Source organism: Bacillus sp. 16GRE42 (assembly GCF_019837435.1).
Taxonomy (GTDB): Bacteria; Bacillota; Bacilli; order Bacillales; family Bacillaceae_G; genus Bacillus_A; species Bacillus_A wiedmannii.
The window spans coordinates 485,377-504,637 of the sequence record NZ_JADAXF010000003.1; the positions used below are offsets into that span (position 1 = coordinate 485,377).

General features: G+C 33.9%; 19 protein-coding genes, 1 pseudogene and 1 other annotated feature. Of the genes and pseudogenes, 16 read left to right on the forward strand and 4 right to left on the reverse strand.

What is annotated here, in order from left to right; genetic code table 11:
* The first annotated feature begins 378 nt into the window (after nt 1–378).
* The 10 genes and pseudogenes from ILS93_RS18940 (at nt 379) to ILS93_RS18985 (ending at nt 11,121) form a co-directional block, all read left to right on the forward strand.
* On the forward strand, nt 379–984 hold the full coding sequence (locus ILS93_RS18940; protein WP_222661178.1) for an HNH endonuclease: 606 nt from the start codon (nt 379–381) through the stop codon (nt 982–984).
* A 14-nt stretch (nt 985–998) separates the two neighbouring features.
* Nucleotides 999–1,466 carry a DUF2004 domain-containing protein gene (locus ILS93_RS18945; protein WP_002141600.1) on the forward strand — a complete coding sequence of 156 codons (468 nt, stop codon included), beginning with the start codon at nt 999–1,001 and terminating at the stop codon, nt 1,464–1,466.
* Between the two features lie 534 nt (nt 1,467–2,000).
* Nucleotides 2,001–2,303, forward strand: a pseudogene (locus ILS93_RS18950) (recombinase family protein); the annotation flags it as partial.
* A 283-nt stretch (nt 2,304–2,586) separates the two neighbouring features.
* The gene (locus tag ILS93_RS18955) at nt 2,587–3,771 is read left to right on the forward strand and encodes a glycerate kinase family protein (protein WP_098103314.1); all 1,185 of its coding nucleotides are present in this window, start codon (nt 2,587–2,589) and stop codon (nt 3,769–3,771) included.
* Nucleotides 3,768–5,198, forward strand: a complete 1,431-nt coding sequence (locus ILS93_RS18960; protein ID WP_098111642.1) for an SLC13 family permease — start codon at nt 3,768–3,770, stop codon at nt 5,196–5,198. The genes ILS93_RS18955 and ILS93_RS18960 overlap by 4 nt, the downstream gene beginning before the upstream one ends.
* 134 nt (nt 5,199–5,332) lie before the next feature.
* On the forward strand, nt 5,333–6,016 hold the full coding sequence (locus ILS93_RS18965) for a response regulator transcription factor (protein ID WP_064477383.1): 684 nt from the start codon (nt 5,333–5,335) through the stop codon (nt 6,014–6,016).
* A gap of 3 nt (nt 6,017–6,019) precedes the next feature.
* A complete protein-coding gene (locus tag ILS93_RS18970; RefSeq protein ID WP_098111644.1) occupies nt 6,020–7,378 on the forward strand; it encodes a HAMP domain-containing sensor histidine kinase in 1,359 nt (452 codons plus the stop codon).
* Between the two features lie 18 nt (nt 7,379–7,396).
* A complete protein-coding gene (locus ILS93_RS18975; RefSeq protein ID WP_088046790.1) occupies nt 7,397–8,356 on the forward strand; it encodes a PepSY domain-containing protein in 960 nt (319 codons plus the stop codon).
* Nucleotides 8,357–8,463: 107 nt separating this feature from the next.
* Nucleotides 8,464–8,712, forward strand: a binding site (T-box leader).
* Nucleotides 8,713–8,828: 116 nt separating this feature from the next.
* Nucleotides 8,829–10,169 (forward strand): sodium-dependent transporter, encoded by a 1,341-nt coding sequence (locus tag ILS93_RS18980; RefSeq protein ID WP_222661116.1) that lies wholly within the window; start codon nt 8,829–8,831, stop codon nt 10,167–10,169.
* 37 nt (nt 10,170–10,206) lie between these two features.
* Complete coding sequence (locus ILS93_RS18985; protein ID WP_222661118.1) at nt 10,207–11,121, forward strand: alpha/beta fold hydrolase; 915 nt, start codon at nt 10,207–10,209, stop codon at nt 11,119–11,121.
* A gap of 39 nt (nt 11,122–11,160) precedes the next feature.
* Here ILS93_RS18985 and ILS93_RS18990 read toward each other — a convergent pair whose 3' ends face one another.
* Both ILS93_RS18990 and ILS93_RS18995 read right to left on the reverse strand, forming a co-directional pair.
* Entirely contained in the window at nt 11,161–11,736 is a 576-nt protein-coding gene (locus tag ILS93_RS18990; RefSeq protein WP_000155288.1) for a nucleotidyltransferase family protein, read from the reverse strand.
* A gap of 31 nt (nt 11,737–11,767) precedes the next feature.
* On the reverse strand, nt 11,768–12,565 hold the full coding sequence (locus ILS93_RS18995; protein ID WP_000028920.1) for a lipid II flippase Amj family protein: 798 nt from the start codon (nt 12,563–12,565) through the stop codon (nt 11,768–11,770).
* 190 nt (nt 12,566–12,755) lie between these two features.
* On the opposite strand from ILS93_RS18995, the gene ILS93_RS19000 reads away from it, so the two are divergent.
* The 6 genes from ILS93_RS19000 (at nt 12,756) to ILS93_RS19025 (ending at nt 18,166) form a co-directional block, all read left to right on the forward strand.
* Entirely contained in the window at nt 12,756–13,421 is a 666-nt protein-coding gene (locus ILS93_RS19000; protein ID WP_064477379.1) for an HAD family hydrolase, read from the forward strand.
* A 206-nt stretch (nt 13,422–13,627) separates the two neighbouring features.
* Nucleotides 13,628–15,067: a GntP family permease gene (locus ILS93_RS19005; RefSeq protein ID WP_064477378.1), complete on the forward strand. Its 1,440-nt coding sequence runs from the start codon at nt 13,628–13,630 to the stop codon at nt 15,065–15,067.
* 52 nt (nt 15,068–15,119) lie between these two features.
* A complete protein-coding gene (gene eutG, locus ILS93_RS19010) occupies nt 15,120–16,322 on the forward strand; it encodes an alcohol dehydrogenase EutG (RefSeq protein WP_064477377.1) in 1,203 nt (400 codons plus the stop codon).
* 147 nt (nt 16,323–16,469) lie between these two features.
* A complete protein-coding gene (locus tag ILS93_RS19015) occupies nt 16,470–17,168 on the forward strand; it encodes an aspartate/glutamate racemase family protein (RefSeq protein ID WP_222661120.1) in 699 nt (232 codons plus the stop codon).
* An 87-nt stretch (nt 17,169–17,255) separates the two neighbouring features.
* A complete protein-coding gene (locus ILS93_RS19020; RefSeq protein WP_064477375.1) occupies nt 17,256–17,729 on the forward strand; it encodes an SAM-dependent methyltransferase in 474 nt (157 codons plus the stop codon).
* Complete coding sequence (locus tag ILS93_RS19025; protein ID WP_061679521.1) at nt 17,726–18,166, forward strand: GNAT family N-acetyltransferase; 441 nt, start codon at nt 17,726–17,728, stop codon at nt 18,164–18,166. Before ILS93_RS19020 ends, ILS93_RS19025 begins: the two co-directional genes overlap by 4 nt.
* 57 nt (nt 18,167–18,223) lie before the next feature.
* Here ILS93_RS19025 and ILS93_RS19030 read toward each other — a convergent pair whose 3' ends face one another.
* Nucleotides 18,224–18,751: an HAD-IIIA family hydrolase gene (locus tag ILS93_RS19030; protein WP_064477374.1), complete on the reverse strand. Its 528-nt coding sequence runs from the start codon at nt 18,749–18,751 to the stop codon at nt 18,224–18,226.
* Nucleotides 18,752–18,780: 29 nt separating this feature from the next.
* On the reverse strand, nt 18,781–19,212 hold the full coding sequence (locus ILS93_RS19035; RefSeq protein ID WP_222661122.1) for a GNAT family N-acetyltransferase: 432 nt from the start codon (nt 19,210–19,212) through the stop codon (nt 18,781–18,783).
* Nucleotides 19,213–19,261: the final 49 nt, after the last annotated feature.

Sequence of the window (19,261 nt, forward strand, 5' to 3'; positions counted from 1 at the left end):
ACAAGTGCTTTTTTCGTCTTAGTATAGAAATAAGATATAATAAAAAAGTTAATATTTTGTTAGATTGAGAAAATAAAAAGTATCTACTAAAAAGCAGCCGTCGATGGTATAAAAACAGCTAGCCACAAAGTAACAGAAGGTGTAAACTTTGTAGCCTCGACAGCAAAAGGCTTTGCCGATAAAATCGGAAGCCTATGGAACAAAGTTGCCACAATCGTAAAAACAACCTTCTTGCAGGGGAATGAAAAGATTCAGCACGCAGTAAAAACATTGCTGGAGTACAAATGGATCCCAGGTGAGGGAAAAGGCTTCGCCATGGCTGGAGTAGGAAATGTCTCAGGGGGAGGACAGTATTCTCTGAAAGAGGCTTATCAGTATATGGAGAGTAAGGTTGTTAAGGGTACGGGTAATAGAGAGGCTGAAGTTCCACCTGCTTTTAGACAAACTGATTTTGCTAGTTCTTATGAAGCAAGGTATAATCAGACACCTTCACCAATTAATTCGAAGGTTGAATTTGAAGGAATCAGAGGAGAATCTTTAAGTACGCTTAAACCACCACCAGACCCTAAATTGAAACGTATATTAGATGAAGCTGGCATTAAAGGTATTCAATATAAAAACGGAGTTCCTGATTTTTCGCCAGTATTAAAGGCTCAAATTGAAATTGACTATATGCTTGGAGGAAAAGGAAATTATGGTACAAAGGCTAGGACATACAATTTTGCTCAAGCAGACCAAAAGTTAGCAGATAAGCTAAATGACTCAGGTGAACTAGCTCGCCAATTTGGAATGGAACCTGGTGGGATTACCGCGAAAGACATAGACAAATATCGAACAAAAAATCAATTAACATGGCATGAAGTAAATGATGTGAAAATAATGCAACTTGTACCGACAGAGATAAATAAAAGATTTGGGCATCTTGGTGGAGTAGGTGAGATAAACGCAGGGGCGTTTGAGCCAGGAGGATTTGCTAAAAAATAAAAAGGAGAAGTAAGATGAAAATAAATGATGCGGTTTTTGGTGAGCTTGAATATGATTTTGTGTGGTCTAAGGATACTAGCATTAACTTTTTGGGAAATGAAGTCGAGATAGCACTAATAGTAAAAGGTGATGAGGATGGTAAGTTTGATGAAGAACAATATGTAGCATATACTTCACTTATGCAAAATTGGGAACAATTACAACAAAGCTTTTTGCAATCAATATTAGACTATTACAAACAAGAGCGTCAGGAACTAGGTTATGATATTGAAGTAAATGAAAACTATCCATTAGTTGAAACAACTAATGAAATATTAGAAATGATAAGTTTAGATGGGATTGTTGTTCCCTATGCAGGTATTTTTGACGGTCGGGATATTGGAATTACATTTAATTGTACATGGGATACAGAAAATGGGCTAGGGATTCGTTTGTTAAATGAAAAAGTAACTGAAGTAGGTTATCAAGACGTTGCAATTTAAAATAGGCTGTTAAAAAGTACATACTTCATGATGGTTGTACCATCATAGAGTGTTATGTGCAATGATAGAATAGAAAACGAGGTACGAGCTTAGGCGAGATGACATTTTACTGGGCGATGATGATAAACACATGGAATGTATATTAAACTAACGAACTCGTACAAACTCGTAAGTTTTAACGTAGTAGTTGTCACGACATATAAAAGGTGTCATACTGTTACAATAAAACTTACAAAATTAATGCTACTTAAAGCACTTGATTGTCGACTAAAGGCAACGAGTGCTTTTTTGTGTTTTAACGTGAAAGTTTAAAAGAGGATTATAATTTTATAAGTGCATTAATTGTTAAATTTTATAGATTGTAATGGCTTTGTACAGTATACGACGATAGTAGAAGAAAAAATAAAGGGTTGTATTATGTTTTGAAGTCATCGTAAAGTACGTTTTAACGGATTTAAGTTATGGACACGTTATCCGCAAAGAACAGGTAAACGTTACAGGGACTAAAATTACTGTAACGGGAGGGAATTTATAATGGGAGAGAAAGTAGTTGGTTACGTACGAGCTTCAACGGAAGGACAAGTACGTAATTGGTATAGTTTAGCGTATCAAGTAGAAGAGATTGAACGTTACTGTAACGAAAATAATTTAGAACTACTTCGTGTGTATGAAGATAAAGGAATCAGCGGAGCGACAGTAGATGAAGATGGATTAACAGTTGAACGTGATGGGCTACAAGAGCTATTGTCTGATATGGCGTATAAACAAGTAAGCTATGTTGTTGTGTTGAATACATCACGATTGTGGCGCTCTGATATGGCGAAAGTATTGATACAATGAGAACTAAAGAAACACGAAGTAGATGTGAAGACAATTGCTTGTTGAGTACAGGAAACGCGAAATCATACAAGTATTGTCCCGTAATAGAGAAATAAAATTGAATAAAGAGTAAAGGAATAAATCCGTTGTACTATTTCATAGTACAACGGATTTTTTAGATCACAAAACTCAGCACTTTCTCACCAAATTTTAATGTAAGCTTAATTGTGCTCTCTTTTTTCACCTTTAGTATAAGCCTTAGAAACGAAAGAGATATACAAGGTGAAGGGAGAAATATTACATGCGTATTTTAGTTGTACCATCAGGATTTAAAGAAAGTTTAGGGGCGAAGGAAGCTGCTGATATAATGAAAGAGGGGATTTTAAAAGTCATGCCGTTAGCTACTGTAGAGACTTTACCAATGGTTGATGGCGGGGAAGGTTTTACAGAGGCAATTATAAATATTACTGATGGAACAATGTATAAAGTACAAGTAACGGGACCTGTTGGAGAAAAGATACAATCTTATTTTGGAGTTTTTGAAACGAGAAATGGTGAGCGTACAGCTGTTATTGAAATGGCTGCTGCTGCGGGGCTACGACTTGTACCGAGAGATTTACGTGATCCTAGAAAAACGACTACTCATGGTGTTGGGGAGTTAATAGAATTAGCCTTAAATAAAGGGGTAGATCGTATATTAATTGGATGTGGTGATTCAGGAACATCTGATGGAGGAGCTGGTATGGCTGAAGCTTTAGGTGTAAAGTTTTTAAATGAAGCTGGAAAGGAAATACAAATTCATGGTGGAACCTCTTTATTACAAGTTTCAAAAATAGATACATCACAAGTAGATCCTAGATTAAGGCATGTTCAAATCGATGTTGCCTGTAATTGGTTTAATCAATTATGCGGCGAACAAGGAGTAGCGCGAGTATTCGGTCCGCAAAAAGGTGCTAACAAAGCACAAGTAATAGAACTAGAAAAAGCACTGGAGCGCTATGCTTCTGTTATAAAAAAAGATATGGGTATAGATGTACATCATACACCAGGAAGCGGTGCATCTGGTGGGCTTGGTGCTGGATTACAAGCTTTAATTGGTGCAACGCTTCATCCGAGATACAATATTATTATGAAGTATATGGATTTAAATAAACTATTGTTAGCGTGTGATCTTGTATTTACTGCGGAAGGAAGTATAGATTTTCAAACACCACGTGGGAAAATTCCAGCTGAGGTGGCTAAATGTGCAAAAAAATATGGATTACCAGTAATCGCATTAGTAGGGACAGTCGGTAAAGGTGCACGTATCAATTACGATTATGGAATTGATGCATATACAAGTATATTGCCAATGCCATCTTCATTAGAAAATGCATTTTCTAATGCGGAGAAATGGCTTCGTGATTGCACAGAGAGTACGATGCGTACAGTTTTAGTCGGTTATCAAATCGCTTCTCGGTTGAATAACAGTGGGTACGTATCATGATTGAAAAAAATGTAGTGGAATTACATGTGAATAGTACCGATAATCCGAAAACTAAGCCATCTTGGGTTTTGCCCGTAGCACTTATAGTAATGGTAGAAATAGTTCTTTTGCTTCCATCGTCATTAACGATGGAAGCAAAATGGAGTTTGTTTGGATTTTGCTGTGCAATTATTTTATGGACAACAACAACGATAAATTCGGCCTATATCGCACTAGGGTCTGTCTTATTTCTAATTATTTCAGGAACAGCAAAGCAAGATCTTTTATTCGATTCGTTAGCTTCAGATGTTATTTGGCTGATGATCGGTTCCTTTATTTTAGGAAGGGCACTTCAAGTTACCGGTTTAGCTGAGAAAATGACGTACTTTGTTGTAAATCGTGCTCGGAATATAGCCGGTTTGTGCGGGATTTTGACAATGATTATTCAAATACTCGCCTTTTTTATTCCATCAACATCTGGACGCGCAGCGGTTGTATTACCTGTTTTTCAAGCTATCTCAAAAGAAATTGGGAGTAGAAGAATTACGAAAGCATTAGCAATTTTAATGCCTACTGTTATTTTAGTATCAACAAGTTCTACAATTATTGGGGCAGGCTCACATTTAATCGCCCTAGATATGTTAAAAGAATTTAATAATAAAACCATTACATTTGTAGAGTGGTTAATATGGGGGTTCCCATTTGGAGTCATAATGAGCTGTATAAGTTGTCGCGTAATATTATTTTTATTTTTAGACAAAGAGGAAGTAAAAACAAAACTGAAACAGAAAAAAATTAAGTTTGAATTATCGCGAAATGAGAAGTATACAATTAGTATTTTAATAGCGATGGTAGCTTTTTGGTTAACAGAGTCGCTACATGGTTTGGAAATTGCAACTGTTACGATAATCGGAGTATTTTTATTAACTTTACCAAAACTCGGCGTGATGCAGTGGAAAGAAAGTTTAAAAGGTGTCTCGTGGAACTTAATTCTATTTGTTGGAGCAGCAATTGCATTAGGGAAATCTTTAATGGAGAGTGGTGCAGCGCAATGGATTATGCAAAAGTTATTTTTAGTAACAGAACTAATTAATAAGCAATCCATTTTTATCGTGTTACTCGTAATTGTTATTCTTTCAGTCACATCACATTTATATATTACATCTCACACGACGAGAGCGGTAATTTTTATTCCGCCATTACTATATTTTGCTAGTAGTCTACAGCTTAATGAAGTAGCTGTACTATTTTTAGGGATTGTTGGCATGAATTATTGTTTAACCTTTCCAGTCAGTTCTAAAGCTTTACTTTTATTTCAAGAAAGTGATAGAGAAACTTTTCAATCGCAGGATTTATTAAAGTTAAGTAGCTATTTAAGTGTTATATATATGCTTCTAATGGTCTTATTTTACTATGCATATTGGCAATGGGTTGGATTGTCTCTCTAACAATCAGGAATATATTTCGTTCCTCATTTTTTTCATTAAGTCGGACAGAATACTGGGCATTATTTCTTTTTGAGGAAAGTATTACTTGTTATACTGGAATGGTATGAAAAGATTATATAATGCGGGAGGCTTTTATGGGAGAAAGGATTTTAATTGTTGAGGATGAAGAAAAAATTGCGCGTGTCGTACAGTTAGAACTAGAATTTGAAGGATATGAAAGTGAAATTGCTAAAACAGGAACAGAGGCAATGGAAAAGTTTCACGATAGTAAATGGGATTTAATTTTACTTGATGTAATGCTTCCAAACATAAGTGGATTAGAAGTACTTCGAAGGATACGTTTGAAAAATGCTGTAATACCTATTATTTTATTAACCGCTCGTGACTCAGTTGTTGATAAAGTAAGTGGCTTAGATCAAGGAGCAAGTGATTATATTACAAAGCCATTTCAAATAGAAGAACTTTTAGCGAGAATTCGTGCATGTTTAAGAATTTCAAACGTAAGAAAAGAAGAGGAAAATAGTAGTTATCAAATTGCAGATTTATATTTAGACGAGAAAACACGAGAAGTGAAAAGAGGGAATCATTTAGTGGAATTAACACCACGAGAGTTTGATTTATTACTATTTTTAATGAAGCATGAAAATCAAGTGTTAAATCGAGAACAAATCGTAACGAATGTTTGGGGATTTGATTATTATGGTGATACAAATGTTGTCGATGTATATATTCGATATATACGTAAAAAAGTAGATTGTAATGTGGACGTACCACTTATTCACACTGTTAGAGGTGTTGGGTATGTCTTAAAGGTATAGTATATGAAAATTAAAAATAAAATATATTTATTCTCTACAGTATGGTTACTACTTATTTTGTTACTTATTAATAGTTCTATATACTTTTTGTTTTATAAAGTTACAACGAACGGAGAGTTAGAACGTTTAAAACGTGAGGCAGTACATATTATAGAAGGAATGAATGCTGAATCAGCAAAAGAAATAGACGCAGTAAATCTACTACAGCCATACTTACCTTCAAACGGTATGATTAGAGTTATTAATGAAAATTCAAAGGTAATGATTAGACAAGAAGTGGATAGTGCAAAACCAATCCCAGCAGTAAATACGAAATTTGAAAGAAAAGAATCGGCGGGAATTTATGAGAAGAATGGTGGGAAATTCGCTTATATAAAAATGCCAATTATTTGGAATGATGGGAAAATCGTATCATTAGAAATGACAGAACGTTTAGATAGTTTGCAAGAGAATTTAAATATGTTAAAAAATGTATTAGTTATTGCGTCGCTTTTCGTTTTAATTCCGTCTTTTTTTGCGGGGAGAATGTTAAGTAAACTCATTTTAAAACCTGTAAATTCTTTAATACAAACAATGGAGCATATACAAGATAGAGGGATATTCAAAAAAATACCACTTGAGAAAAAATCAAAAGATGAATTGCATAAAATGGGGACAACATTTAATAAAATGATAGATTTATTACATCAAAACTTTGAAAAGCAGCAGCAGTTCGTTTCAGATGCTTCACATGAATTGAGAACACCGTTAACAGTTATTGAAAGTTATGCAAAATTATTAAAAAGATGGGGAATGAAAAAACAAGATGTTTTAGAAGAATCTGTAGAAGCGATATACTCCGAGGCAATAAGAATGAAAGGCATGACAAATCAAATGTTACTGCTTGCCAACAGTAGTGCAGAGTGGAAGTTGGAAACGAAAGAATCAGATTTAGTTCGGTTATGTAAGATGACTGCGGAACAACTAGAAAAAACATATAATCGGGATTTTCGTGTTATTACAGAGGAAGAAAAGATTGTTGTAAATATTGATGAACAAAAAATAAAACAAGTATTAGTAGTATTATTGGATAATGCAATGAAATACAGTAAAGATTCAATCGATTTGATAGTAGGAATACAAAAGGAAAGAATCTTTTTTTCTATTCAAGATTACGGTATGGGAATTCCTAAGGAAGATATACAGAAAGTGTTTGATCGCTATTTTCGAGTTGATAAAGCGAGGAGTAGGGAAACAGGAGGAACAGGTCTAGGATTGTCGATTGCGAAACAGATTATTGATGCTCATGAAGGAAATATACAACTGGAAAGTGAAGAGGGAGAATGGACGAAAGTTACCGTATATTTGCCTCGTTTTTTATAAAGAGATAGGAGTTTGAAAATGAAAAAGAAATGGAAGGTTGCATTGTTACTTTGTTTTGTGCTTGTAAGTGTAGCTTTTGTATCACAACGTATTGTTTCTAAGCAAGGAGAAAAAATATTATCTGAAAAACAAATTCAGAATATTGTGTCTGAACAGTATCCTGGAAAAATAAAAAATATGAAATTAGTAAACAAAGGGGAACAAGATGTATATAAGGTAAATCTTTTAAATGAAAAAGGCTCATATGAAATAATAGTAGATGCTCAAAGTGGTAACATAAAACGTGCAAAAGAAATATCATTAAAAAGTAATACAATAACGAAAGAAAAAGCGGAAGAAATGGCACTTCAGAAAGTACAGGGGATCATTAAACAAACTATATTAGAAAAAAGAAAGGGGATAGAGGTATTTGTAATATCGGTAGAAACAAATGCTACTCAAAGTACAATAGTTGAGATTGAAAAAACTACCGGGAAAATTCAATTGTTACAGAAACAAACGACAAAAGTTACAGAGCAGCAAGCAAAAGAGATTGCAGTGCAGCAAGTACAAGGGAATGTGAAAGGGATAAGACTAGAGAAAAAGAACGAAAAAAATGTATATGTAATAGAGATAGAGAAAAGTGCAAATGAGAATGTAATGGTAGAAATTGAAGAAGCGACGGGTGCTTTTATTGGTACTTCACAAATACAAAAAGTCGTTACAGAAGAGCAGGCGAAAGAAGTTGCGTTACAAAAAGTACCAGGCGGTTTTATCGAGAAGGTAAGTGTAGTCGATATAAATGGTATGTCTACCTACCAAATTATAATAAAAAAACAAACAGAAACGGTTGATGTAAGAGTACATACAATAACAGGTGAAGTCATGTCTACTACAGCGGTAAATAATGCTATTCAGCAAAAGGAGTCATCTCAACAACAAGATGACGATGATCAAGAAGAAGGTACTGATGATCACGGTGATGATGATGAAGGATAATGAAAAATAAAAGGGGTTTCTCATCAAATTTTAATATAGCCCTTGACAGTTATAAATATAACCGATATACTTCATATTAATTTCAAAAGAAAATATATTCTAAATATTAAAATGTGTTGAATAGGAGTAGTAAGGTCGTATATTTGTACAGAGAGCTATGGGTTGGTGTGACATAGTCAAATGACATCCTGAACTCGCCTAGGAGCAGTAAGGTGGAACGGAATCACATTCTTAGTAAATCTTAACGGTTAACCTTCGATATTAGGTTTGTAATCAAACGATTACTACTAAGGTGGATTCATAATGGAATCAATAAGGGTGGTACCGCGTTAAGTAAATGGCTTAGCGTCTCTTTATATAGAGACGTTGAGCCATTTTTTTATTTTATGGAAATAGAAATGGAGGGTTTATTCGGATTGGTTTAAAAAATTTAATTATTTATATAAAGTAATTTAACTAGGAGGAAAATAAGATGAAACAGACGGAGCAATGGACTTCGAAATTAGGTTTTATAATGGCTGCAGCAGGATCAGCAATTGGACTAGGCGCAATATGGAAGTTTCCTTATATCGCTGGGAAGAGCGGGGGAGGAGCATTCTTTTTAATCTTTATATTATTTACGGTATTAATTGGACTACCACTACTTATAGCTGAATTTATGATTGGGCGCAGTACACAGAAACAAGCAGCTGGAGCATTTAAAAGTATCGCACCTAATACAGGATGGCACTGGATTGGACGCCTTGGCGTTGGAACATGTTTTATACTACTTTCGTTTTATAGTGTTGTAGGTGGATGGGTGTTAATTTATTTATTCAGAGGAGTAACGGGACAACTTATTACTCCGGGACAAAATTATGGAGCATTATTTACTGAAACAATTGGAAATCCCGCTTGGGCGATTATGGGACATTTCGCTTTTATGTTCATTACGATTTGGGTTGTATCAAAAGGTGTACAAAATGGAATTGAGAAAGCAAGTAAATATATGTTGCCAGCATTGTTCGTATTATTTGTTGCTCTTATTGTTCGCTCACTAACACTTGATAACGCAATGAAAGGTGTGAAGTTTTTCTTACAACCAGATTTCTCAAAGATTACTTCAGAAAGTATTTTGTTCGCAATGGGCCAATCATTTTTTGCGATTAGTATCGGGATTTCGATTATGGTCACGTATAGTTCCTATTTAAATAAAAAAGAAAGTTTACCAAAATCAGCAATAACAATTGTTGGATTGAATTTATTTGTTTCATTATTTGCGGGTCTTGCTATTTTTCCGGCCGTATTTTCATTAGGAATGGAACCAACAGAAGGGCCTGGGTTACTATTTATCGTATTACCATCTGTATTTAGTCAAATTCCATTCGGTGGGTTGTTCTTAACGGTATTTCTTGCACTATTTACATTTGCGACATTAACATCGGCATTTTCTCTACTAGAGACAGTTGTTTCAGCATTAGTAAATGGTGAACAAGAAAAGAGAACGAAATTATCATGGATGATCGGTTTCGGCATTTTCTTAGTAGGTATACCATCAGCATTATCATTTGGAGTATGGGGTGATATTACGATTTTCGGAAAGAATATTTTTGATGCAGTAGACTTCTTATCTAGTAATATATTAATGCCACTTGGAGCACTATTTATTAGTATTTTCGTTTCATTCAAAATGGAAAAGAAGGTGCTAGAAGCAGAGTTTTTTGTAGGTGGAAATTATGGAAAGAAAGTATTTATTTGTTGGGCGTTTTTACTTCGATTTGTAGCACCACTTGCAATAATCGTTGTCTTTTTAAATGTAATAGGGATTATTTAACAGAAAATGTTATAATATTCAGTAAAAAAAGAAGGTGATGATTATAAAGACGAATTTGATAGAAGTAGGGAAACACATGAACATTAGAGGGAAAAAGCTATACGTTGAAACGCATGGAAATCCTAAAAATAAACCGGTCTTATACTTGCATGGTGGACCAGGAGAAAGTTGCTATGATTTTTCATTTTATCAAGCGGAACGTTTAAAAGATTCTTTATATGTAATAATGATAGATAAAAGAGGTGTTTGTCGCTCAGAAGAAATTACTGAGGACGAAGCTTTTGGATTAAATGATTTGATTGAAGACTGTGAGGAACTAAAAAAAGTATTACAAATTGAGAAATGGTCTGTCATTGGACATTCTTTCGGTGGATATGTAGCATTGTTATATGCGTCGATATATCCAAGTTCAATAGAGAAAATCATATTTGAAGGGCCAACTTTCGATTTTGCGTTAACAAGTAGAGCTTTGTTACAAAAGACAGGGAATTTATTACAAAAGTATGAAAAAGAAGAAGTAGCAGAGGAGTCCCTTACTTATTCAGCTAGCGATGCTACTTCAGAAGAGTTGCTAGAAGCCTATACAAGATTAAGCGATGAATTAAAAGAAAAAAGAATGGAGATTTACAATTATAAGGAAGATGTGACAGATGAGAGTTTATATAGTGATGATGAGTGGGAAGTATTTTCAAATCGTTCCAAAATTCATTTTGATAGATTGAAATTAGAAGGAGTATTCCACACTTCATTATTACCTAAGATACAAGATATACAAAATCCAATGTTATTAATTGTAGGAAAACATGATGTAGTAACGTGTGAAAAACAAATTGAAACATTTAATAAAGATGCTCAAAATGGGGATTATATTGTATTTGAAGAGAGTGGTCATACACCGCATTATGAAGAAGCAGATCGATTTGCTGAAATAGTCATTCAGTTTTTGAAATAAAGTAGAAAAGGAGCTTCGTGTAATGCGAAGCTCCTTTTCTTACATTTTGGGATAAGTGATTGTAATATTAGGCCATTTGTTTTGCCAGTTCTTTTTATTAACTCTAGTGTTGTATATATGTAATCGTTCTTTTGTTTCAAGAAAAGGAGCTGTTGGTCTCACTTGTAAGGAAAGAACATCTTCAATACCACATGGGGCTGTTAATATAACTTTGTTTTTTTCGTCTAATGTAACCCCTAAAGCGGTTGCTGTTTCAGGAAATTTAGAAATAGCATCAACAGAAGAAGAGTACGGTGGCATATTATTCACCACATGCATACGAGCTTGATTCTTTACCGACCAAGGGATAGTAGCATCAATATTCTTTAATTTCGTTTCTAATGATTGTTCGTATATCTCATCTTTATGTAGACTATTATAATAAATTACATCAACATCAGGCATAGTTGTTCTAGCTTCATAGTTATGTAAAGTATCCCAAATTTTAGAGCGAACAAATCCGGCGCAAATCCACCAATCAGGTAACTCTAGTGATTTTGCCATTTGTAATACGTTCATCATCCATTCGTCGTTTTCTATTAAGCGAATTATATCTTGCTCTGTTTGTATAGTCATTTGTTATCCCACCTACTATTTTTATAGAGGACTAATTCATCAGTTTAATAATCCATGTGATCCAGTAAGCACCTGGTATGAATAATAGTTGTGCTAATAACGTACCAAAAAGTCTAGAAATCATTAGCCAACCATACATTTTACTCATTGCTTCTGCACCTTCTTCTGATTGAAGAGCTCGCTCTGTTAAAAGAGCGATACGTGGATCAAGCAGCACTGTTAATAAAATAGTAGCAAACCCATTAATAAGGCCAGAAGCTGTAGTAGCTTTTGTTGCGTAATCTGGAAGTAAAAAGGAAGCGTATAGGGCTGAAAGAACACCAGCTGTATAAATAGCAGTAGCAAACATGTTAATAAGCATAATACGTTTTGGAATACCACCAATGCGTAGTCTATGAATCATTTCTAATTTTGGGAAGCGTACATATTTTTTTGTGTACTTTAATTTTTGAATGTTATTTGTTCTCATCATTCGAATGAAAGAACCGTCTGTTTCAAAGTTTTGAATGACATATCCAAATAGTTTGGTTAAAGTTGGATACAGTATAATCGCAATCAATGTACCGACAGAGGCGGATAATAGAACGAGCCGTATAATATGTTCTAAATTAATGGATGCGTCTCGTTTTGCCTCATCGACAAACCCACTGATTAAAAAGGCTTGTAGCATGTTAGATGTTCTTGAAATGAGTAACACCATGCCTACGACAGACAAAGCAACAGCAATTCTCTTTAAACGCACTCCAGCTAATCGAATACTATAAGAGCTTGTTTCAACCGCATGAATAACAATTGTGAAAGCCATTATAACAATTAACGTAATTGACATTAGATTCACCAGTTTCTATTAAAATAATTGTAACTTTTTTACTTTATCATATGTATTACATTTTGTAACTGAAAGTATGTGACATAGAAGAAAAAATTTCGAAAAGATAAATAATGATAGTATAGTAAAAGGTGGCCATGAAAAAGCCTTCCATATAATATGTAAAGTAAATAGGAGCGGGGGATTAAATGTGTATACAACATTTCTATTTGATTTAGATGGAACATTGACGGATCCGAAAGAAGGAATTGTAAATTCAGTATTGTATGCATTAAAAAAGCTTGGAATTGAAGAATTACATGTAAATGAGTTAGACTCATTTATCGGTCCGCCCATCCAACAATCATTCGTAGAGAGGTACAATATGAATGAAGGGGAAGTTGAAAGAGCTGTTTTTTATTTCAGAGAGTATGTAAAGCAACGTGGATTGTTAGAAAATAATGTGTACGATGGTATTCGAAATCTTTTAAAACAATTAAAAGATACCGGAAATCGTTTATTTATAGCAACTTCCAAGCCTACTATATTTGCTGAACAAGTACTAGATCATTTTCAACTAACGAATTATTTCGAAAGTATCATTGGAAGTAACTTAGATGGTACGAGAATAAAAAAAGAAGAAATCATTGCTCATATTTTACAAACAAATGAAGATTTTAATAAAGAAGAGATTGTTATGATTGGAGATAGAAAACACGATATAATCGGTGCGAATTATAATGGAATTTCCTCAATAGGCGTTTTATATGGCTATGGTAGTGAAACAGAATTGACTGAAGTTGGTGCGACTTATATAGTAAATGATGTAAAAGAACTACGGCATTTTTGTGCAGAAAATAGTTTGGTAAAGAAGTAAATATAGAGACTAACAATCCCTTTATAACGTATGACGATGAAATCGTTTATGTTTAAAGGGATTTTTCATATGTAATCGAATACTTATAATTAGACATTTTTAGCATGAAAAATTTGTATGAATAAGAGGAGGGATGTCAAAATCAAAAGATTAGTAGAATTATATTTATAAAAGTTTGAATTTTCTGTTTAAATGGAGGGGTATAATTGGAGCTAGTTATTATATTATTAGCACTTAGTTTACTAATGTTTGTAGCATATAGAGGGTTTTCTGTTATTTTATTTGCACCGATTTTTGCTTTATTTGCGGTATTTTTGACAGAACCTAGTTTTGTATTACCTTTCTTTTCGAATATCTTTATGGAGAAAATGGTAGGTTTTATTAAACTATATTTTCCTGTATTTTTACTTGGTGCAATATTTGGTAAAGTAGTAGAAATGTCAGGAATTGCGGACTCGATTGCAAAAACAATTATAGAGTTAGTTGGTGAAAAACGTACGATTTTAGCGATTGTATTAATGGGTGCTATTTTAACGTATAGTGGTGTTAGTGTGTATGTAGTAGTGTTTGCTGTATATCCGTTCGCAGCTAAGTTGTTTCGCCAAGCGAATATTCCAAAGCGTTTAATCCCTGGAACAATTGTTCTTGGAGCAGTTACGTTTACAATGGATGCGCTACCTGGATCACCACAAATTCAAAATGTAATACCTACAACCTTTTTTAAAACGGACATTTATGCTGCGCCGATACTTGGTATTGTAGGGGCAATTTTTGTACTCACGTTAGGTTTACTATATTTAGAGAGTAGACGTAAGAAGGCGAAGGTAGCAGGAGAAGGGTATTTTGGTTTTAACGATGGGAATACTGAAATGGCAGCTTCTTTGCAAGTAGAACAAAAAGATATGCCGATGCTTAAAAGTATTGAAATTACAAGAGTACAGCAAGTGATTGCTTTTATACCACTTATTTTAGTAGGTGTAATGAATAAAGTTTTTACTATTATGATACCGAAGTGGTATCCGAATGGTTTTGATTTTTCTGCAATTGGTATGAGAGCATTTGGAAAAGTAGAATTAAGTGCAGTAGTTGGAATTTGGTCAGTAGAATTAGCACTTATTATAGGTATTGTAACAACGTTATTATTATATTGGAAACGAGTAGTAACAGGATTTCAAGCTGGATTGAATACAAGTATTGGTGGAGCGTTACTTGCAACGATGAATACAGGTGCTGAGTTTGGATTCGGTGGGGTAATTGCAGCACTTCCAGGTTTCGCGATTATGAGAGACGGCATTTCTGCCACATTCACGAATCCTTTAGTGAATGGAGCAGTAACGACGAATATTTTAGCTGGAATTACAGGCTCTGCATCAGGAGGAATGGGAATTGTTTTAAGTGCGATGGGAGATAAGTTTATTGCAGCGGCCAATCAATTTGATATTCCATTAGAAGTAATGCATCGTATCGTGTCAATGGCATCGGGAGGAATGGATACATTACCACATAACGGGGCTATTATTACTATTCTTACAGTCACAGGTTTAACACATAAACAGTCGTATAAAGATATTTTTGCTATTACAATTTTGAAAACGGTTGCTGTATTTTTAGTAATTGCATTCTATACTGCAACAGGAATTTATTAAGTCGATATTTTATAAACTAAAATATAAATTAGGGTAAGAAGGGGTGGAGTACTTGCAAGATGTTGCTGAGTTTCGTATGCCGAAGTCTGTATTATATGGAAGAAATTCGCTTGAAAAGCTGGGGGAACAATCTAAGAAGTTGGGGAAAAGAGCGTTTATAGTTACGGATACAATTATGGAGGATTTAGGATATGTTGAGAGGTGTATACAACAATTAAATACGAAAGGTATAACTGTTATTACATATAATAAAGTAAATGCTGAGCCTACAAATATACACGTGTTAGAAGCGTTAACACTTTGTAAAGAAGGAAAGTGTGATTTTATTATCGGTATTGGTGGTGGAAGTTGTATTGATGCTGCGAAAGCAGTTGCGGTGTTATATACAAATGGTGGAGAAGTGGAAGATTACGTCCAAAAAGATATGGAAATAGAAAACGATCCGCTACCACTAATTGCAATCCCAACAACTTCTGGTACTGGATCGGAAGTAACAAGTGTAGCAGTAATTACGAATAAACGAACAGATGTAAAAATGATGATGAAGCATCCGAGTTTTACCCCACAAGTAGCGATTATTGACCCAATTTTAACGCGTTCGGTACCACCTCATATTACAGCAGCAACAGGGATAGATGCATTATGTCATGCAGTCGAAGCATATATATCTAAAGTTTCACAATCGCTTACCGATGTACTTGCACTTTCCGCTATTGAAAGTATTATGAAATATTTACGTATTGCATATGAAGATAGAGAGAATATGGAGGCAAGAGAAGCGATGATGATTGCTTCCTTACAAGCTGGAATCGCATTTTCAAATGCATCTGTTACGTTAGTTCATGGAATGTCAAGGCCGGTAGGAGCGTTATTTCATGTACCACATGGTATATCGAATGCAATACTATTACCTACAGTTTTAGAATATACAAAAGTTAGTGCAGTAAAAAGACTAGCAGAAATTGGACGTTGTATAAATAAAGATTTGTATTCCTATTGTGATGAAGAAGTAGCCGACTACACGCTGAGGGAAATAAAAAAACTTTGTTTTGATCTTCGTATCCCAAATTTAAAAGAATACGGAATTGGTGAAGTTGAATTTGAAACAGCTATTTCTAAAATGGCATTGGATGCAATTGAAAGTGGAAGTCCAGCAAATAATCCACGTGTGCCATCATATGATGAAATTAAACAGTTGTATCGAGAATGTTTTCATTATCAATATGAAGATTCTATAAAAACATCCAATAATTAATTTCGGAATATTCTTATAAAATTTCCTTGGAAATAGTTAAAACAAGACTTTATATTATAAACGTAAAGTCTTGTTTTATTATGTATAATATACATAATAAAATGTTGTGATTAGTTTTATAAAACAGTATAAGGTGGGTTTGTTGTAATGAAAACAATAGGTTTAATTGGTGGTATGAGTTGGGAATCAACTTCTGAATATTATCGAATCATAAATGAAGAAATAAAAGAGAGATTGGGAGGGTTACATTCAGCAAAATGTATGATTAATAGTGTGGACTTTGAAGAGATTGAGCGATTCCAGTCTAACGGAGATTGGAATGGAGCAGGAGAAATATTAGGAAATGCAGCATATTCGTTACAGAGGGGAGGAGCAGATTTTATAATTATTTGCACAAATACAATGCATAAAGTAGTTGAGAAAATAAAGAAGAATATTCATATTCCAGTCTTACATATCGCTGATGCAACTGTGAAAGAAATTAAAAGGAAAGATATTCAAAAGGTTGGTTTGCTTGGAACTAAATATACAATGGAGCAAGATTTTTATAAGTTACGCATAGAAGAGAATCATATAAAAGTAATGGTTCCATCAGAAAAGGATAGAGATAAAATAAATGAAGTAATATATAAAGAATTGTGTTTAGGAAAGATAACATCCCAATCTAGAGAGTATTATAAAAGAGTTATAGAAGAGCTAGTAAAAGAAGGGGCACAAGGAATCATATTAGGTTGTACAGAAATAGGGTTATTAATAAAACAGGAAGACATATCCATTCCGGTATTCGACACAACTTATATACATGCAGTTGAAGCAGTTAATTTCGCTTTACGAACTAGATCATAATTATATTATGTAATCTAGTTCGTGTTTGTGGAAAACATTCTGAAAATACTTTATAATGTAAGTGGTTACATTTAAGGAGGAATGCGTATGTTTTCAGTTCAACCAATCGCATTTGTACATAATAAAAGAAAGGAAATAAAAGATGATGAGTGGGGAGAAGTAAGATCCTATATTACTTTAACTGAAATATATACAGAGGAAAGTATACAAGGGATTGAAGATTTTTCTCATATTGAAGTTGTTTTTTATTTTCATAAAGTAACTGATGAACAAATTCAATATTTTGCTAGACATCCTAGAAATAATAATGATTATCCTAAAGTAGGCATTTTTGCACAGCGCGGGAAAAATCGTCCGAATCGCATAGGAACCACAATTGTAAAGGTGATCAAAAGAGAAGGTAAATCAATTATTGTTGAGGGATTAGATGCTATTGATGGCACCCCTATATTGGATATAAAGCCGATAATGAAAGAGTTTATGCCCAAAGAAGAAATTGTACAGCCTAAATGGGCAACAGATATAATGAGAGAGTATTGGAAGGGGAATGGAGTAAAATGAGAATATATGAGGCAACAATTGCAGATTTAGATGGACTAGCATCAGTTTTTAATAACTATCGTATGTTTTATAGACAAGATTCCGATTTAGAAGGAGCAAAAGTATTTTTGCGAAATCGAATAGAGAGAAAAGAATCCGTTATTTTTGTAGCAGTTGAAGACGGTGAATATATAGGCTTCACACAATTATATCCATCATTTTCTTCCATTTCGATGAAAGAATTATGGATATTAAATGATTTATTTGTACAAGCCACTAAGCGCGGAGCAGGAACAGGTAAAAAATTACTAGAAGCTGCTAAAGAATTTGCATTAGAAAATGGTGCAAAAGGTGTAAAATTACAAACGGAGATTGATAATTTATCAGCACAGCGATTATATGCTGAAAATGGTTATTTGAGAGATAATCGTTATTTCCATTATGAATTAACGTTTTAAAAAAATATAAGATTAAAAGAGATGCTTTCATTGTGAAAACGTCTCTTTTAATTTGTATTATTGTTGATTTAAAATCCAATTTGTAGCATCTTCAAAGTTTTCTGCAATGTAGTTTGGTTCAATATGTGCCCATTTGTCTCGGTACGTATGTAAAGCATCATATCCAGCGCCTGTTCGAACTAATATCGTTGTCGCATGTACTGTTGCTCCTGCAACGATATCAGTCCAGCGATCACCAATTACAGCGCATTTTGTTAAATTAAGCCCGTGTTTTTCAGCCGCTTGCAGCAGCATACCTGTACTTGGTTTACGGCATTCACAACCATCACCGTGTTTATGAGGACATACGTATATATCATCAAAACCGAAGCCTTCTAATTCTTGTACAAAATCAGCTACAGTCGCTATCCCATCTGCGATACCTGGTTGATTTGTGAAAGAGAAAATTTTTATATTTTGAGCTTTTAGTTTTTGCAGAGCTGCTTTTGTGAAAGGAAATAATGTAAAAGAGCCTGGATAATGTATTGTAGTGTCACCGCCAATTGTACCGTCACGATCAATAAAAATAGCTTCGATGTTTGTCATAGTTTTAGTCCTTTCCATTTATAAGTAGTTTAAAAATGTTTTACAAATCGATATCCATTTACTTCATATCCTAATTTTTTGTAAAAAGGATGTGCTTCTACTCTTTTTGTTCCACTGACTAGCCATGTGCCGATACAATTATGTGTCTTTGCTAATTGTTCTGCATAATCCATTAATACTTGTCCAATGCCTTTCCATCGTATTGTAGAATTAACGCTAATAATTGAAATCTCCCCATAACGAGTTATATCTTCTAAATTTTCACGTATACGAAACCCAAGTAATCCACATATGGTTTCTTCTTCCTCATAAACATATAAAAAATCAAAAGGACTCATTTGTACGAATTGCAATCGGTTGTTCATATCTTCATAGGAAATAGAAGAACCTTTTAATTCTTTCGCTAAAGAACAAAGTGCATCTATATCGTCTATTGTAGCTTCGCGAATTTGAAAAGACATATAATCCACTCCAATAAAATGTAATCAAACATTAAATATTCTGTTAAAA

Bases quoted from the DNA above. Each gene is read 5' to 3' on its own strand.
- ILS93_RS18960 (WP_098111642.1), top strand. From the start codon at position 3,768: ATGATTGAAAAAAATGTAGTGGAATTACATGTGAATAGTACCGATAAT.
- ILS93_RS19015 (WP_222661120.1), top strand. From the start codon at position 16,470: ATGAAAACAATAGGTTTAATTGGTGGTATGAGTTGGGAATCAACTTCT.
- ILS93_RS18955 (WP_098103314.1), top strand. From the start codon at position 2,587: ATGCGTATTTTAGTTGTACCATCAGGATTTAAAGAAAGTTTAGGGGCG.
- ILS93_RS18975 (WP_088046790.1), top strand. From the start codon at position 7,397: ATGAAAAAGAAATGGAAGGTTGCATTGTTACTTTGTTTTGTGCTTGTA.
- ILS93_RS18945 (WP_002141600.1), top strand. From the start codon at position 999: ATGAAAATAAATGATGCGGTTTTTGGTGAGCTTGAATATGATTTTGTG.
- ILS93_RS19025 (WP_061679521.1), top strand. From the start codon at position 17,726: ATGAGAATATATGAGGCAACAATTGCAGATTTAGATGGACTAGCATCA.
- ILS93_RS19030 (WP_064477374.1), bottom strand. From the start codon at position 18,751: ATGACAAACATCGAAGCTATTTTTATTGATCGTGACGGTACAATTGGC.
- ILS93_RS18990 (WP_000155288.1), bottom strand. From the start codon at position 11,736: ATGACTATACAAACAGAGCAAGATATAATTCGCTTAATAGAAAACGAC.
- ILS93_RS18970 (WP_098111644.1), top strand. From the start codon at position 6,020: ATGAAAATTAAAAATAAAATATATTTATTCTCTACAGTATGGTTACTA.
- ILS93_RS19035 (WP_222661122.1), bottom strand. From the start codon at position 19,212: ATGTCTTTTCAAATTCGCGAAGCTACAATAGACGATATAGATGCACTT.
- ILS93_RS18995 (WP_000028920.1), bottom strand. From the start codon at position 12,565: ATGTCAATTACGTTAATTGTTATAATGGCTTTCACAATTGTTATTCAT.
- ILS93_RS18980 (WP_222661116.1), top strand. From the start codon at position 8,829: ATGAAACAGACGGAGCAATGGACTTCGAAATTAGGTTTTATAATGGCT.
- ILS93_RS18985 (WP_222661118.1), top strand. From the start codon at position 10,207: ATGATTATAAAGACGAATTTGATAGAAGTAGGGAAACACATGAACATT.
- ILS93_RS18965 (WP_064477383.1), top strand. From the start codon at position 5,333: ATGGGAGAAAGGATTTTAATTGTTGAGGATGAAGAAAAAATTGCGCGT.
- ILS93_RS18940 (WP_222661178.1), top strand. From the start codon at position 379: ATGGAGAGTAAGGTTGTTAAGGGTACGGGTAATAGAGAGGCTGAAGTT.
- ILS93_RS19020 (WP_064477375.1), top strand. From the start codon at position 17,256: ATGTTTTCAGTTCAACCAATCGCATTTGTACATAATAAAAGAAAGGAA.